A 14774-nucleotide genomic window follows, 5' to 3' on the forward strand; every position below is an offset into this window, starting at 1 on the left:
CTGTTAATTTATAAGATATTCACACTAATAAAATTTTTGATTAATAATCAATACAAAAATGATTGAGGTAAATCTCTCCAAGAAAAATAAAAGCCTCCCAAAAAAATGGAAGACTTCGACTTTTATTTTCTTAATAACGATCAACGAGTCACTTTACGTCCTGTTTTTTTTAGTTGAGCTGCGCACACCAGACTTTCGGAAAAAACAAAGATTTCTGTCAATTCTAAACGGCGTGCTCCGCATCCTAATCAAATACATGGGTGTAGAATTGGGTTTCTCCTGCTTCTCGAGCTAAGAAAGCTTCGGTTCCGTTAATCGATTTTATCGTGATCTCAATTGGAATATTTGGCATTAGATAAGAAGATGCTTTTTCAGAAACGTGCTGAGTAAAAGCAATAATTTCACTTTCTCCATAAAATTGTGTATTGATGGATACTTTCATATTCATAATTTGATCGTCTGTGTAAAGTGCTTCTGCCGTTACTCCGCTTAAATTAGGGAAGAAACTTTCAATCTCAGCTTTAAAGTTTTCAAAACTGGATAATTCGTTGCTTTCTCCGCTGGTTGGAAAAATAACTTTCTTTTGATTGATGGTTTCCCAATCTGTTAAACTCGTCGATCCGTCATCACTTTGAGCTTGAGTAATGTAAACACCACCAGCTAAATTATCTTTTGTAGACTGTTCAAAGATTCCTACAACGATTGGAATATCGCCAACACCTTCTGTTTCGCGCAAATGTTGAACGATCTTATCAGCCATTTTTTTGCCTTCTTCTACTAACTTATCTTGAGAGATTTTTGTTTCAGATTCGGCACCAAATTGTACTTTTTTATAATAATCGACACTATTCATTGCTAGACCGATAGAGATACCGCCTAGTTTAAAACCATCATCTGTTTGAACCATGTAATCCTGCTCTAACAATGAGTTTAAATAAATGGGGTTTCGTTCATCGGGTTCTACTTTTCCATTATCTTCAGGATTCAACCCATCTGGATTATCTTCGCTTACACGATTCAACCAATTATTAGTTGTTTCAGTAGTAATATACTGTCCCTCTTGAAAGTAATAAGAATCTGGTGAAAAATGCTCTTGCGACAATTCCATCAAGCCTGTTTCAAATGCTTTCAAGTTTACTGTTGAATTTAACCCTAATGTGACCCCTCTATTTAAACTAGTTTTATACGTTCCATCCGTAATAATCGCACTATAATAGTCACCTGATAATTGGCTTGTTGTTTCTGTTTCCTCACCAACTGATTCTGTTTCTTTTGTTTCAGGCTCATCTGATTGACAAGCACTCAACAAAAATGCACAAGCAGCCATTAAAGCAATTGCTTTTTTGTTCATTTAGTTATTCCTCTCCTTCTAATGTTTCCAATAACTGATCTTCATCCCAAATTGGGATATTCAATGATTCTGCTTTTGTTAATTTACTACCCGCTTCTTCTCCAGCAACGATAAAATCTGTTTTCTTAGAAACGCTTCCTGTAACATTTCCCCCAAGATTTGCAATGCGTTCTTTAGCTTCTTCTCGCGTAAAATGAGTCAATTTACCTGTTAACACGACTGTTTTTCCATTGAAGTAAGAATCGACTGTCGCTACTTCTTCTTTTTTCTTTCCTAAATACGTCATATTGACTTGACTGCTTTTCAATTCTTGGATCAATTCTGTTACTTCCGGCAAGCTAAAGTAGGCTACCACACTTTCGGCAATAATTTCTCCGATACCTTCTATAGAAATGATGGCTTCTTTTTCTGCTTGTTGTACAGCTTCAATCGTCTCAAAACGTTCGGCAATTAATTTAGCCGCTTTTGCTCCTACATGTCGGATGCCTAGGCCAAACAATAATCTTTCTAATGAATTGCTACGGCTAGCATCAATGGCTGTTAGTAAATTGTTAGCTGACTTTTCTTTAATTTTATCTAATGTAACGAGTTGATCGAACGTTAATGTGTAAAGATCAGCTACATCATGCACCATTTCTTTTTCAAACATTTGCAATAAAACCTTGATGCCTAATCCATCAATATTCATAGCGTTTCGAGAAACAAAATGAGAAAGTCCTTCTGTAATTTGAGCCGGGCATTTAGGGTTCATGCAACGCAAAGCTACTTCTTCTTCTAAATGGATCAGTTCACTGTCACAAGCTGGGCAATGAGTAGGAATTTCGTAGGGTTGGCTGTCTGAAGGACGTTCATCCAACACGACACGAGTCACTTCTGGAATAATGTCTCCAGCTTTATGAACGACAACAGTATCTAGCAATCGAATGTCTCGTTCATGTATCAAATCTTCGTTATGCAAACTTGCGCGTTGAACGGTTGTCCCAGCTAACTGAACTGGGTCCATGATAGCGGTTGGTGTAACGACACCTGTTCGTCCAACTGACCATTCAATATCGCGTATGATAGTATGAGCTTCTTCAGCAGGAAATTTATAGGCAATCGCCCATCGTGGAGCTTTTACTGTAAACCCAACTTTTTCTTGAACTTCAAACTCATTTACTTTAATCACAATTCCATCGATCTCATAAGGCAAATCAGATCTTTTTTCTTGAAATTCCTGCGTGTACTGCCATACTTCTTCAATCGTTTGAAATACTCTACGGTCGTGATTGGTGCGAAGCCCTAAGCCATCTAATTGATTGAGTGCATCTTCTTGACTGGCAGCAGTTAGTTCACCAAAATCGCCTACCGTATATAAAAAGGTATTTAAATTCCGTTTGGCTGTTTGTTTTGGATCAAGATTACGCAACCCGCCTGCTGCGGCATTACGTGGATTTGCAAAAATAGCTTCTCCGTTTTCTTCTCGTTCTTGATTCAATTTGATAAAGGAATCTTTAGGCATATAACATTCGCCTCGAACTTCAATAGAATAAGGTTGTTTCAAACGTAAGGGAACAGATTTGATCGTACGTACATTTTGGGTCACATTTTCTCCAACAGATCCGTCTCCACGTGTTGCTGCACGTACAAGTTTCCCATTTTCGTACTTTAACGACACTGCTAATCCATCAATTTTCAATTCACAAATATAGGTGAAGGGTTGATCCGTTAGTTTTTTGATGCGTCGATCAAAATCAAGTAGGTCTCCTTCGTTAAAGGCATTTCCTAAGCTTAACATAGGTGCTTCATGAACAACTTTTTCAAATCCAGGTAAAATCGTTCCTCCAACACGCTGAGTGGGAGAGTCATTACTGACTAAGTCTGGAAATTCTTCTTCCAAAGCTACGAGTTCATGATACAGCTTGTCATAGTCTGAGTCTGGAATAGATGGATTATCCTTTACATAATATTCATAACTGTATTTATCTAATAACGTTCGCAAATCAAATACTCTTTGTTTCGCAGATTCAAAATCTTGTGTAGGCATACCCCTAATTCCTTTCCTCTGATCATTTTATATTTTCTTATTAGTAGATTAACGGGAAGTTACGCATTTTTTAGTTGAGCTGCAAGACCCAGACACTTTGTAAAAAAGATAAATCCCGCCGAAGATGAAACATCTTCTCTGTGATTTTCTGTTTTTACTGTGTGTCTTTCAGAGTCTCTACGCATCCTGTAAGTTGAGCTGCAAACGACAGTCTCTCGGAAAAAACGTAATTCTTGCAGGGATGAAACATCCCTTACAGAATTTCTAGAACGTCGCTACGCTTCTCTCTTGAAGTCGCTGTAAAGATGAAACATCCAACAGCGTCTAAATGTTTTTCTGTCGAGCCTAAGCGTCGTTTTCCGCACCTTGTTTTTCTATTGGTGCAAATGCTGCTAGGAGGCGTTTTATGCCTTGTTCTTTAAATGCTATATCAAGTTGGAGGTCATTTGCTGTACCGGTAACTTTGACGACTGTACCAACACCCCATTTTTTATGAACGGCTTTATCTCCGACATTCCATCCTAATTTGTCAGCGCCGCTTGACGTTTTACTTGTCACTGGAGCTTTGTACACTTGGCTAGTAGCTCTAGTTGCTTGATTGCGTTGCATAGAACTGGTTGTTGAACGGCTAAATGGCGTATTAATATTTTGTTGATTGCCTAGTTCTAAAACTTCATCCGTGATTTCATTGATAAATCGAGAGGCAGAGTTGCTTTGAGTACGGCCATATAAAACCCGTGAATAAGCATTTGTAATATACAATTTTTTCTCTGCACGTGTGATCCCGACATAGGCTAAACGGCGTTCTTCTTCTAATTGATCTTCTTCCATCATCGAACGAGACAATGGGAAAATACCTTCTTCCAGACCAATCAAGAAAACAATTGGAAATTCTAGTCCTTTTGCTGCGTGAAGAGTCATCAAGGTCACTTCACTTTGAGGTTCTTCTTCTAAATTATCCAAATCAGAAACCAATGCCAAGTCCGTTAAGAATGTCAATAAGGTTTTGTCTTCTGTATTTTCTTTTTCAAATTGTTGCGTTACGGTCAAGAATTCTTGAATGTTTTCTAGACGTGTTTCAGATTCGATTGTGCGTTCTAATTCTAATGCTTTTTGATATCCGCTGCGTTTTAATACTTCTTGAACTAGTTCGGTAACTGGCACAAATTCCTGCATTTGACGCAGATCTTTCATCATGAAAGCAAATCCTTCAAGTTCATTAGCTGCTTTACCAGAAATTGGTGTGATTGAAACGTTCAAAGCTGTTTCTAAAAGAGACCATTCGTATTGATTAGAAGAAGCTCTTAGTTTTTCAATTGTTCCTGGACCAATGCCTCGTTTGGGCACATTGACGATTCGTTCAAAACTCATATTGTCTTCAGGATTGGCAATTAAGCGAAGATACGCCAGTACATCTCTAATTTCTTTACGATCATAGAACTTGTGTCCGCCAACCATTTTATAGGGAATGTTTGATTTTAGTAAACTATCTTCAATCACACGGGATTGAGCGTTAGTGCGGTAAAGAACTGCAAAATCACCATAATTGTAGTTACTTTCTTTCATTTCTTCTTGTATCTTAGAAATAACGTAACGTGATTCATCGCCTTCAGATTGCCCACGATAATAAGTGATTTTTTCACCGTCATGGTTATCTGTCCAAAGTTTTTTCACTTTACGGTTGGAGTTATTCCCAATCACATCATTAGCGGCTTGTAAAATCAGCTTAGTCGAACGATAATTTTGTTCCAATAAGACTGTATTCGCATCTGGGTAATCTTTTTCGAAGTTCAAGATATTCTCCATGTTTGCCCCACGCCATCCGTAAATACTTTGGTCAGCATCTCCGACAACGCATAGATTTTTAAAGCGTTCAGCTAATAGATTTACTAAAGTGTATTGCGCTTCATTTGTATCTTGGTATTCATCGACATGGATATAGTGGAATTTATTTTGGTAGTACTCTAATGTTTCAGGACTTTCTTTGAATAAGCGAATCGTCAACATGATCAAGTCATCAAAATCGACTGATTGGTTTCTTCGCAACTCTTTTTGGTAATCGTCGTAACAATCTGCCACGATTTTTTCAAAAAAGCTTGCAGCTTCTTTACGGTAATCTTCTGGAGTCTGCAATTCATTTTTTGCATTGCTGATTTCTCCTAAGATAGCTCTTGGATTATATTTTTTAGGATCGATATTTCGTTCTTTTAAGATGCGTTTCATCAATGTTTGCTGTTCACTTGGATCACTGATCGTAAATGCTCGCGTATAACCGATGCGATCGATGTCACGACGTAAAATACGCACACACATTGAGTGAAAAGTTGAGACCCAAACATCGCTTCCGCCTTCTTTCATAAGACGGGTTACCCGTTCTTTCATTTCTTTAGCGGCTTTATTTGTAAATGTAATGGCTAAAATATTCCAAGGATTCACATTTTTTTCTTCAATCAAATAGGCAATACGGTGTGTTAAGACACGAGTTTTTCCACTACCTGCTCCAGCCATGATCAAAAGAGGGCCTTGTGTGCATACAACTGCATCTTTTTGTCTTGGATTCATTCCATTTAATAAGTCATCTCGTAATACCAATTTTTTTACATCCTCTCTTCTTGTAACATCCCATTTCATACGAAAAAAATAGGATTTGGACTCCACTAGTCTATCAAAACTTTTTAAAGTTTTGCATAATTTCTCAAGAATAATTCTACCATAAAAAGTGGCTCCTCGAGTACTAAATGAACAGTTTCAAATGAAGAATCATAAAAACAAAAAAAGACTCTTAAAAAGGAATCTTTTTTGTCTGGTTAATTCACTTAAATCCCTTGGATAGCAATCAAACTAAGTTGATTGATCAGAATCCGTACTTCTTTTCTGGCTAGGGCATAATTATTACTTTTTAATAAACTTAGGATGTTGTTAAAATGTTTTACTTTTGTTGCTTGACTAATTTGTAAAAAGCCTTTTATTTCTTCATTGGTCTGACCGTTTATACTGCGTATCATTTCCATAAATAAGGAAGTTGTGTAAGTGTTTTTGGCATACCGATAAAGACTTTTCCAATACTCAAATTCGATCGATGAAAATACTTCAAACTCTCTTACATAAGCTTGCTTTTTTAATCGATCTACTATCTCTTCTAAGGTAGTTGCATCAAATTGAATTTCTTTTATTTGTAAAAAATGTAGATAATCAATAAGTACTAACTCCATAAACTCTAATCTTTCTTGAAATCCTTGCAAAGAAATTTGATTTTCACAAATTCTGATTCCTTTATTGGGCTCAATTGCTATGTATCCTTCTTCTTCTAACCTTAAAAAAGCTTGTCGAATCGGCGTTCGACTAATCCCTAATTTTTTAGACAGTCCAATTTCTGTAATATGTGTTTGAGGTAGCCATTGTTTGGTTAGTATCTGATCTTTACTGTACTGATAAACTGTCTCTACTAGCTTTTTAGGTTTAGACAATTTTTTCCACCTACCTGTTTTAAATTTTCCCTATACCAACGTAATACATATACCAATTATAGAATGGATCTTGTTTAACTTCAAGTTTGTTTCTCTTTCTATTCTACAACAAAGTTTTTATGAGTTCCTATCTATTAGAAAAATTTACTCAACTTATATTAAACATTTACATAGAATTCATATAGGGTTGGTATACTAACGGTGTACCAAACAGAAACTATTTTCTTTACGTTTTATACTGTAAAGATCCCCCATCCTAAGGTCCGCTTTATTTTAAGCGGACCTTAAATAATTGAATAGATAAAAAAACACTGTCATTCTATTTTTCTTTTGTCACAGCTGTTTCTTTTTTAGGCCATTTTAGCCCACCAATAACAGTTGAGCCTAATATTAATACTCCTCCAATGATTTGTACTCCGTTCATTGCTTCTCCTAAGAAAAGCGCAGACAATATTACCGCTGAAACAGGATCAATATAGCTTAAAAGAGCAACTGTTTGACTCTTCAAAGTTTGCATTGCTGAAAAATACAACACATAAGCTAATCCAGTATGAACGATTCCTAAAATGATGAGATAAGGGATAGTTTGAATCGCGATTGCTCCTAAGTTAAATCCTCTTGTAAAAAGGACATAAGGCGCTAACGTGATAGATGCTACCATCAGTTGAATCATGGTACTTTCTAAACTACTTAAATTTTTCAAAAATTTGTTTATCAAGATCACGCTCGCATATAAGATAGCTGCTCCTAAGCCATATACGATTCCTACTGTGTGATTGTAAGTTTCAGTTGTTTGTGCACCAGTTCCTACGATCAAAAACATCCCAGACATAGCCACCAAAATACTAACAACTTTGCTTGGAAGTAACTTTTCCTTCAATAAAAACGGCGAAACGATCATTACGATAACTAGTGCAAAATAATAACTTAATGTAGCATTAGCAATCGTCGTATAGTTATACGCTTCAAATAATAAAATCCAATTTAGTCCAATAGCAGCCCCCGAAACGAGCAGTGGTACCGCATTACTTTTTAATACTGCAATTGAAATCTTTTTTTTCTTGAAGAGAGAGAATATCAACAGAAATAAACTCCCAAGAACTCCCCGATAAAGTGCAATTTCGCTTGAAGTCAACTCAATATTTTTTACCATCAATCCAATCGATCCAAATAACAACATGGCAATCACAACTTTCAATTTTCCAATTCCCATTTTCTCCCTCCTGTTCATTTTTTAGAGTATAAAAATAGCATAGGATTCAAACAAAGCCTCCTATGCTGTTTCTACTTATTTATTTTATTTTCCAAAGTTATAAAAAGTCTAGTCTAATCCAACTCTTTGGAAAATTTCGTCTACGTTTTTCAAATGATAATGATAATCAAAAGCATCATCTAGGTCTTCTGTAGTTAATACAGACATGATTTCCGCATCTTCTTCAAGCAACGGACGGAATAATACTTGTTCATCCCATGAAATAGCTGTTTTCGGTTGAATAAGATCATAAGCGGCTTCACGGCTCAGTCCTTTATCAATCAGTTTAAGCAATACACGTTGGCTGTAAATCAGACCAAAAGTAGCATCCATATTGCGTTTCATATTCTCTGGAAAAACGGTTAGATTTTTAACGATTGTTCCAAAACGGTTTAACATATAATTCAACAAAATAGTTGAATCAGGTAAAATAATGCGTTCTGCTGATGAATGAGAAATATCTCGTTCATGCCATAATGTAACGTTTTCGTATGCTGTCATCATATGACCTCTAATCACACGAGCCAATCCTGTTACATTTTCAGACCCAATGGGATTGCGCTTATGCGGCATAGCAGAAGATCCTTTTTGACCTTTTGCAAAGAATTCTTCAACTTCGCGTGTTTCAGATTTTTGCAGTCCACGAATTTCAGTAGCAAATTTTTCGATACTAGTTGCTATCAATGACATTGCAGCGACATATTCAGCATGCAAGTCCCGAGGAAGAACTTGAGTCGATATTTCTTGAGCTCTCGTTCCTAATTGTTCACAGACATACTTTTCAACAAAAGTTGGGACATTAGCGAATGTTCCTACTGCTCCGCTGATTTTTCCTGCTTCCACGCCTTTTGCTGCATGTTCAAAACGTTCAATATTGCGTTTCATTTCTGAATACCAAAGAGCTAGCTTCAAACCAAATGTTGTTGGTTCAGCATGTACCCCATGTGTTCTACCCATCATGACAGTATTTTTATGTTCTTTAGCTTTTTCACCAATGATTTCTAAAAAGTTTTGAAGATCTTGACGCAATACGTCATTAACCTGTTTCAATTGGTATCCATAAGCTGTATCTACAACATCTGTACTAGTCAATCCATAATGAACCCACTTGCGTTCTTCTCCTAAAGATTCAGAAACAGCACGCGTAAAGGCTACGACGTCGTGGCGTGTTTCTTTTTCTATCTCTAAAATACGATCTACTTCAAATGAAGCATGCTCACGAATTTTTTCAACATCTTTTTTAGGAATATCTCCTAGTTCAGCCCAAGCTTCAACTGCTAAGATTTCAACTTCCAACCATGTATTGTAGCGATTCTCATCTGACCAGATGGCCGCCATTTCGGGTCTTGTGTAACGTTCTATCATAATTTTATAAACTCCTTATTTCCAAATTCCTGTATCTGCTATAATGGCTAATGTTTTTTCAATATCTTTTGTTAATACTGTAAAATGGCCTATCTTTTGGCTTTCGCCCGGATTTTCTTTACCATAATAATAAAAGTTCCAATTCGGTTTCAATTGGATTTGAACATTGGCTGCCTCCTGATGTTCCGTTAATACTGTTACCATAACTGCAGGAGAAATCAGTTCGGTTTTAGGCAAAGGCAAACCACAAATAGCACGGATATGAGCGTCATATTGTGACAATGTACAAGCTTCATTGCTGTAATTTCCTGAATGATTGGGTCTTGGGATCAATTCATTCACATAAAGTGTCCCACTTGAAGTGATGAACATCTCAATTCCTAAAGTCCCTACTAGTTCAAGTTTCTCAGCAACTGCACGAGCGATCCGTTCTACTTCTTCTTCTACATACTGATTGATGCGAGCTGGAACGATGCTTTCATGTAAAATAGTATTGCGATGGATATTTTCAGATATTGGAAAAACCACGATATCATTCGCTTGGTTTCTAGCTACCATAACAGAAAGTTCACGTTCAAATGGTATCCATGCTTCCAATACGCAAGTACCCATTTTCAATAAGTAAGCAGCCTTTGGAATGTCTTCTTCACTTTGAAGAATATAGCGATCTTTACCATTGTGGCGTTCACTGATCGTCTTCAACACACAAGGAAACCCAATACCATCTAGCGCTCCTTTAATGTCCTCAATTGTAACGATCGTGGCATAAGGAGCCAAGTTAATATTGCTGGCTTCTAAGTAAGCTTTCTCTAACAATCGATCTTGTGTAATGGATAACAAATCAGCACCTTGTGGAACAGAAACTGTCTTTTTCATTTTTACTATTAAATCTGAATCAATATTGTCGTATTCATACGTTACTACATCACATTTCATAGCAAAATCCATTAAAGCTTCTTGATTATTATATTGAGCAATTATTTGCCAATCTGAAACTTGAGCTGCTGGACAATCTTTTTCGGGATCCAGTATACCAATACGATAGCCCATTTTTTTAGCAGATAAAGCCATCATTCGAGCTATTTCTCCGCCACCAATGATTCCAATCATTTTTCCTGGACTAATTAGATCAGACAAAATTATCACTACCTTCTAAAACAATTTGTATTCTTTTTTATTCATTCATTCTTAGTTTAGCAGTTATCTTGTCATCTGTCATTGAGAACATCCTAAAATTCCTGCCTATTCTGATATTCAAAAATTCCTCTCAAACAACTCTGTTTCCATTTAATTCATTTGTTCCTCGTCTCTAATTTCTTTGCGACGTTTTTTTACTTTTCTTGTCCAAAACCCACCATTGATGTACTTGGGTTCATAAGAAATAATAAATGTTTTAGGTTCAATTTCACTAATTTGTTTGTATAATTTGCGTTCTGTTTTTCTAGGTGTCAAAATTTCTAAGACCATACGATCTCCTTCTCGACCAAATGCTAGACTGGTTGTCACTCCATACCCCAAATCACGCAATTCTTCAGGCATTTTAGTTTCTACATTTGGAACAATGGCCGTGACCATAATGTATCCAAGAGCTAAAAACTCTTCAATTTTTATCCCAAGAGCAATTCCGACTCCATATCCTAAAGCATATACGGCAAGATTAATGTAATTATCTAAACTATCTAACACCAATCCTAAACCTACAACATAAATAGTTACTTCTACCATAGATACGAGTGAAGCTGCAAGACGGTAACTTTTCATTGTCAGCATAAAACGAATGGTGTTTAGTGAAATATAAACGACATTAATAATAAAGATCAATAGTAAAAAAGGCAAATCAACTTCCATTTTTTCCTCTCCTAACTCCTGTTCAAAAATTTTATTCTTCTCTAAGATTATCAAAATTCATTTAAATAGCAAGAAAAACAACTAGGATCTTCACTCTTAAGGAGATAAAACTGCTCTAAAAGCAGTCATCCTACTTTTAGAGCAGCTTGTGTTTATTTACTGTTCTTCTACAAATTTCACTTGTCCATCTTCAAATGCACGTATACGAGCTAAGGAGTATACGTCATAGTTTTCTTCTTCAAGCAATTGGCGTCCAATTTGGAAAGACTTTTCAATAACGATTCCAATTCCAACTACAGTAGCTTGTGCTTCATTACATAATTTTATTAATCCTTTAGCTGCTTGACCGTTAGCTAGAAAATCATCAATCAATAATATTCGATCTGTTTTTTCTAGAAACTTTTTAGAAATGACGATCGTGCTCGTTGATTTTTTAGTAAATGAATATACATCTGTCGAATACAAATCATCTTTTAAAGTTAGACTTTTTTGTTTACGTGCAAATACCACTGGAACATCTAAAGCCAATCCAGCGAAAACAGCCGGTGCAATACCTGAAGATTCAATTGTCACAATTCTGGTGATCCCTTTATCAGCATAATGTTTGGCAAATTCAGCCCCCATAGATTGCATAAGTTTAGGATCGATTTGGTGATTTAAAAAGTTATCGACTTTTAATACTTCTCCTCCTAAAACATCGCCGTCTTTTAAAATGCGTTCTTCTAATTCTTTCATAAAGTCCTACCTTTCTTTCAATTGTTAGTTTGAGTACAAAATAAAAAAGTTCTTCAGTACTTATTGATTCGTAAGCACAGGAAAAGAACTAAAAATGAATGCCCAATAAAATTCAATATACGCTTTACCATATAAGAGGTCAATCTATTTTAAATAAATTATTATAATTGTTATTTTATACGAACGATACTTATAAATCAAACTTTATATTTCGTTTTATTTTCAAATACCTTTTTATCTTATGCTATCAGAGTTTCAATCTTCATAATAAACTGGAATTCCTAAAAAGAATGTTATACTATTAAACTAAAGCGATTTCGGAGAGGAGTTTAACATGCGTAATAAAAGTTTTCTAGAACTTATTAAACACTATTGGTATCTAGGTATTTTATTCGGAATTTTTATTGTAGTGCTTGTTATTGGCACAAATCAAGAAAAACCATGGTCAGAAAGCCTTGCTATTACTGAATCTAAATCATCTATTGCAGAAGTTGATTCTTCTATTGTCGAATCAAAAGATAGTTCTGCTGAACTAGAAGATAAAAACAATGTCTCTCGAATTGATTCAGAATTATTTTTCTTAAGTGATCATCAAACAGAACTTGAAGAGGCCGAAGATGTGGCTGAATCTGAAGAATCAGTTGAAAGTAATCCTTCTACTGAAGAATTTGAGAGTAGTGAACCAACTGATTCCAGCAGCTACACTCCTACCTATTCTAATGAAAATAACACACCTAAAAGTTCAAGTTCATCATCCAATAGCAGTTCATCCAAACCAACTACTCCTAAACAACCTGCTAAAAAGTCAGTACCTGAGCCAGATAATTCAGAATCTGTTTCTGAATCAAATCCAGAACCTGTAGAAACACCAGAACCTGAACCAACTCCTGACAAACAAGACCCGCCAGAACAACCGGAAGACTCTTCTTCTAATCCAGAAATCATTGAGTCAGAAAACCCGGCTGAGGAAAATTCTTCAACTCATTCTTCCATTAGTAAAGAATAAAAAATATTCTTTATAACACAAAAAGGTACGTTGTCATTTAGACAATGTACCTTTTTGTGAATTTCAACTGAGATTACATGTCATGTAACGCTTTTGACTAGGAAAAGGTGCTTTAGCAGCTCCTATTCGACATTCTTTGCCTATTTCGCTTAGTGAGTATAAATTAAGCAGTTTTTCTGTAACAATATGTATTTAATATAGAGGATTTTTCGTTACCGAAAAATCTCCGATTGAAAAACTACTGATCATTAGTCTATACAACTCAACTATGGCTGCACGAAAAAAACCTCCAGAAATTTACCTTCTGGAGGTCAATCTTAATCTTCATTTAATTCGTCTTTTTCATTATCAGTAGCTGTGTTTAAGCGTTCTACATAAAGACTAACTAAACGTGAACCTTCTACTTTATCAGCTTTTAACAAGTAATTGCGATATTCAACATTTGCATTGTCATCTGGCTGAGGAATATTCCCATATTGTGTAATGAAATAACCGGCAATTGAATCCACATCATTTGATTCAATCTCAGTTCCAAAGTATTCATTGAATTTTGATAATTGAGTCGAACCATCTACTAAATAAATACTTTCAGATACTTTTTCAATCATATTGTACGTTTCGTCGTATTCATCATCAATATCACCGACTATTTCTTCTAATAAATCTTCTAAAGTAACAATTCCGACTACTCCACCATATTCATCATTTAAAACAGCTAATTGATTACGCGTCCGTTTTAATTCATATAATAAATCGTCAATGTTGATTGTTTCAGGGACAAATAAAGGTTTATTCAAAATATCTTTTAGATCGATTTCATCTAGATTATGTGTAAGAGAAGCTTTCAATAAGTTTTTAACATGGATGATTCCTATAATGCTATCTTTATCCTCAACGTAAACGGGTACACGTGAATAAGGGATATCCAACAATTGAGGGATGTTTACTGCACTTCCATCTTCATAATCGATCATGAATGTATCTGTACGAGGAACCATGATCTCTCTTGCCATTTTAGTATCCATTGATAAGATACCTTTTAACATAGTGAATTCATCTGGATCTATTGCACCAGCTATTTGGCTGTTTTCCAGATAAGCTCGAAATTCATCACGTGTCATTTTTTCTTTTTCTTCCGTAAAATCTATCGGAGTAAGTCTTTTTAAAATATTTGTTGAAAATGAAAGCAATTTTACAAATGGTTTAAAAATGATTTGAACGACTGAAATTGTACCAGAAGTAGCACGAGCAACTTCTTCGGCTTTTTGTAAGGCTACTTGTTTTGGATATAACTCCCCAAACACAAGGGTAATATAAGATAGAGCAATCGTCACAACAAATGTTGCTATTTGTGTCCCACCTGGAATACTTGCTAAATAAGGTTCGAGGCGAGTTGCAAAACTTGTTGCAGCTGATGCACTTGAAAAGAATCCTGCTAAAGTAATGGCTACTTGTATAGTCGCTAAGAAATTATCTGAATTACTCAACAGCTTCAAGATAGTTATCGATTTTTTATCACCTTTGGCTGCCTTTTCTCTTATTTTTCCTTGATCTATTGATACAAATGCCATTTCCGCTGATGCGAAAAATGCATTGATTGCGGTCAATATAACGATAATTAATATCTGTCCTATCATCGACTGACTATCGGGGTCTGAATTCATTTATCATTGTCTCCTTCAAATTTTTCTGTTTTTTTACAAAGTAGAAATAATATACCATTT

11 protein-coding genes are annotated in these 14774 nt (G+C 35.5%); 1 reads left to right on the forward strand and 10 read right to left on the reverse strand.

Features of this window, described 5'->3' with window-relative positions:
* Window positions 1–244 precede the first annotated feature (244 nt).
* The 9 genes from BR65_RS05055 to BR65_RS05095 all read right to left on the reverse strand — a co-directional run bounded on the left by BR65_RS05055 (window position 245) and on the right by BR65_RS05095 (window position 12044).
* Window positions 245–1351, reverse strand: a complete 1107-nt coding sequence (locus tag BR65_RS05055) for a CamS family sex pheromone protein (RefSeq protein WP_034537100.1) — start codon at window positions 1349–1351, stop codon at window positions 245–247.
* Between the two features lie 4 nt (window positions 1352–1355).
* Complete coding sequence (gene ligA, locus BR65_RS05060; RefSeq protein ID WP_034537101.1) at window positions 1356–3377, reverse strand: NAD-dependent DNA ligase LigA; 2022 nt, start codon at window positions 3375–3377, stop codon at window positions 1356–1358.
* 345 nt (window positions 3378–3722) lie between these two features.
* A complete protein-coding gene (gene pcrA, locus BR65_RS05065; protein ID WP_034538626.1) occupies window positions 3723–5969 on the reverse strand; it encodes a DNA helicase PcrA in 2247 nt (748 codons plus the stop codon).
* Between the two features lie 224 nt (window positions 5970–6193).
* Window positions 6194–6844 (reverse strand): GntR family transcriptional regulator, encoded by a 651-nt coding sequence (locus tag BR65_RS05070; RefSeq protein ID WP_023178522.1) that lies wholly within the window; start codon window positions 6842–6844, stop codon window positions 6194–6196.
* Between the two features lie 319 nt (window positions 6845–7163).
* The gene (locus BR65_RS05075; protein ID WP_034537102.1) at window positions 7164–8057 is read right to left on the reverse strand and encodes a DMT family transporter; all 894 of its coding nucleotides are present in this window, start codon (window positions 8055–8057) and stop codon (window positions 7164–7166) included.
* 108 nt (window positions 8058–8165) lie between these two features.
* The gene (gene purB / locus BR65_RS05080) at window positions 8166–9461 is read right to left on the reverse strand and encodes an adenylosuccinate lyase (RefSeq protein ID WP_023178526.1); all 1296 of its coding nucleotides are present in this window, start codon (window positions 9459–9461) and stop codon (window positions 8166–8168) included.
* Between the two features lie 15 nt (window positions 9462–9476).
* Entirely contained in the window at window positions 9477–10598 is a 1122-nt protein-coding gene (purK, locus tag BR65_RS05085) for a 5-(carboxyamino)imidazole ribonucleotide synthase (protein WP_023178528.1), read from the reverse strand.
* A 150-nt stretch (window positions 10599–10748) separates the two neighbouring features.
* Complete coding sequence (locus tag BR65_RS05090) at window positions 10749–11309, reverse strand: DUF2179 domain-containing protein (RefSeq protein WP_023178529.1); 561 nt, start codon at window positions 11307–11309, stop codon at window positions 10749–10751.
* 156 nt (window positions 11310–11465) lie between these two features.
* A complete protein-coding gene (locus BR65_RS05095) occupies window positions 11466–12044 on the reverse strand; it encodes a xanthine phosphoribosyltransferase (RefSeq protein ID WP_034537103.1) in 579 nt (192 codons plus the stop codon).
* Between the two features lie 334 nt (window positions 12045–12378).
* Here BR65_RS05095 and BR65_RS05100 point away from each other — a divergent pair, with 334 nt between their 5' ends.
* Window positions 12379–13050 (forward strand): hypothetical protein, encoded by a 672-nt coding sequence (locus BR65_RS05100; protein ID WP_034537104.1) that lies wholly within the window; start codon window positions 12379–12381, stop codon window positions 13048–13050.
* 317 nt (window positions 13051–13367) lie between these two features.
* Here the strand turns inward: BR65_RS05100 and BR65_RS05105 are convergent, their stop codons facing one another.
* Window positions 13368–14714, reverse strand: a complete 1347-nt coding sequence (locus BR65_RS05105) for a hemolysin family protein (RefSeq protein WP_034537105.1) — start codon at window positions 14712–14714, stop codon at window positions 13368–13370.
* Window positions 14715–14774 lie beyond the last annotated feature (60 nt).

The sequence above is a fragment of the Carnobacterium inhibens subsp. inhibens DSM 13024 genome (assembly GCF_000746825.1).
GTDB classification, from domain to species: Bacteria; Bacillota; Bacilli; order Lactobacillales; family Carnobacteriaceae; genus Carnobacterium_B; species Carnobacterium_B inhibens.

Bases quoted from the DNA above. Each gene is read 5' to 3' on its own strand.
- ligA (WP_034537101.1), bottom strand. From the start codon at position 3,377: ATGCCTACACAAGATTTTGAATCTGCGAAACAAAGAGTATTTGATTTG.
- BR65_RS05100 (WP_034537104.1), top strand. From the start codon at position 12,379: ATGCGTAATAAAAGTTTTCTAGAACTTATTAAACACTATTGGTATCTA.
- purB (WP_023178526.1), bottom strand. From the start codon at position 9,461: ATGATAGAACGTTACACAAGACCCGAAATGGCGGCCATCTGGTCAGAT.
- BR65_RS05055 (WP_034537100.1), bottom strand. From the start codon at position 1,351: ATGAACAAAAAAGCAATTGCTTTAATGGCTGCTTGTGCATTTTTGTTG.
- BR65_RS05075 (WP_034537102.1), bottom strand. From the start codon at position 8,057: ATGGGAATTGGAAAATTGAAAGTTGTGATTGCCATGTTGTTATTTGGA.
- BR65_RS05095 (WP_034537103.1), bottom strand. From the start codon at position 12,044: ATGAAAGAATTAGAAGAACGCATTTTAAAAGACGGCGATGTTTTAGGA.
- BR65_RS05090 (WP_023178529.1), bottom strand. From the start codon at position 11,309: ATGGAAGTTGATTTGCCTTTTTTACTATTGATCTTTATTATTAATGTC.
- BR65_RS05105 (WP_034537105.1), bottom strand. From the start codon at position 14,714: ATGAATTCAGACCCCGATAGTCAGTCGATGATAGGACAGATATTAATT.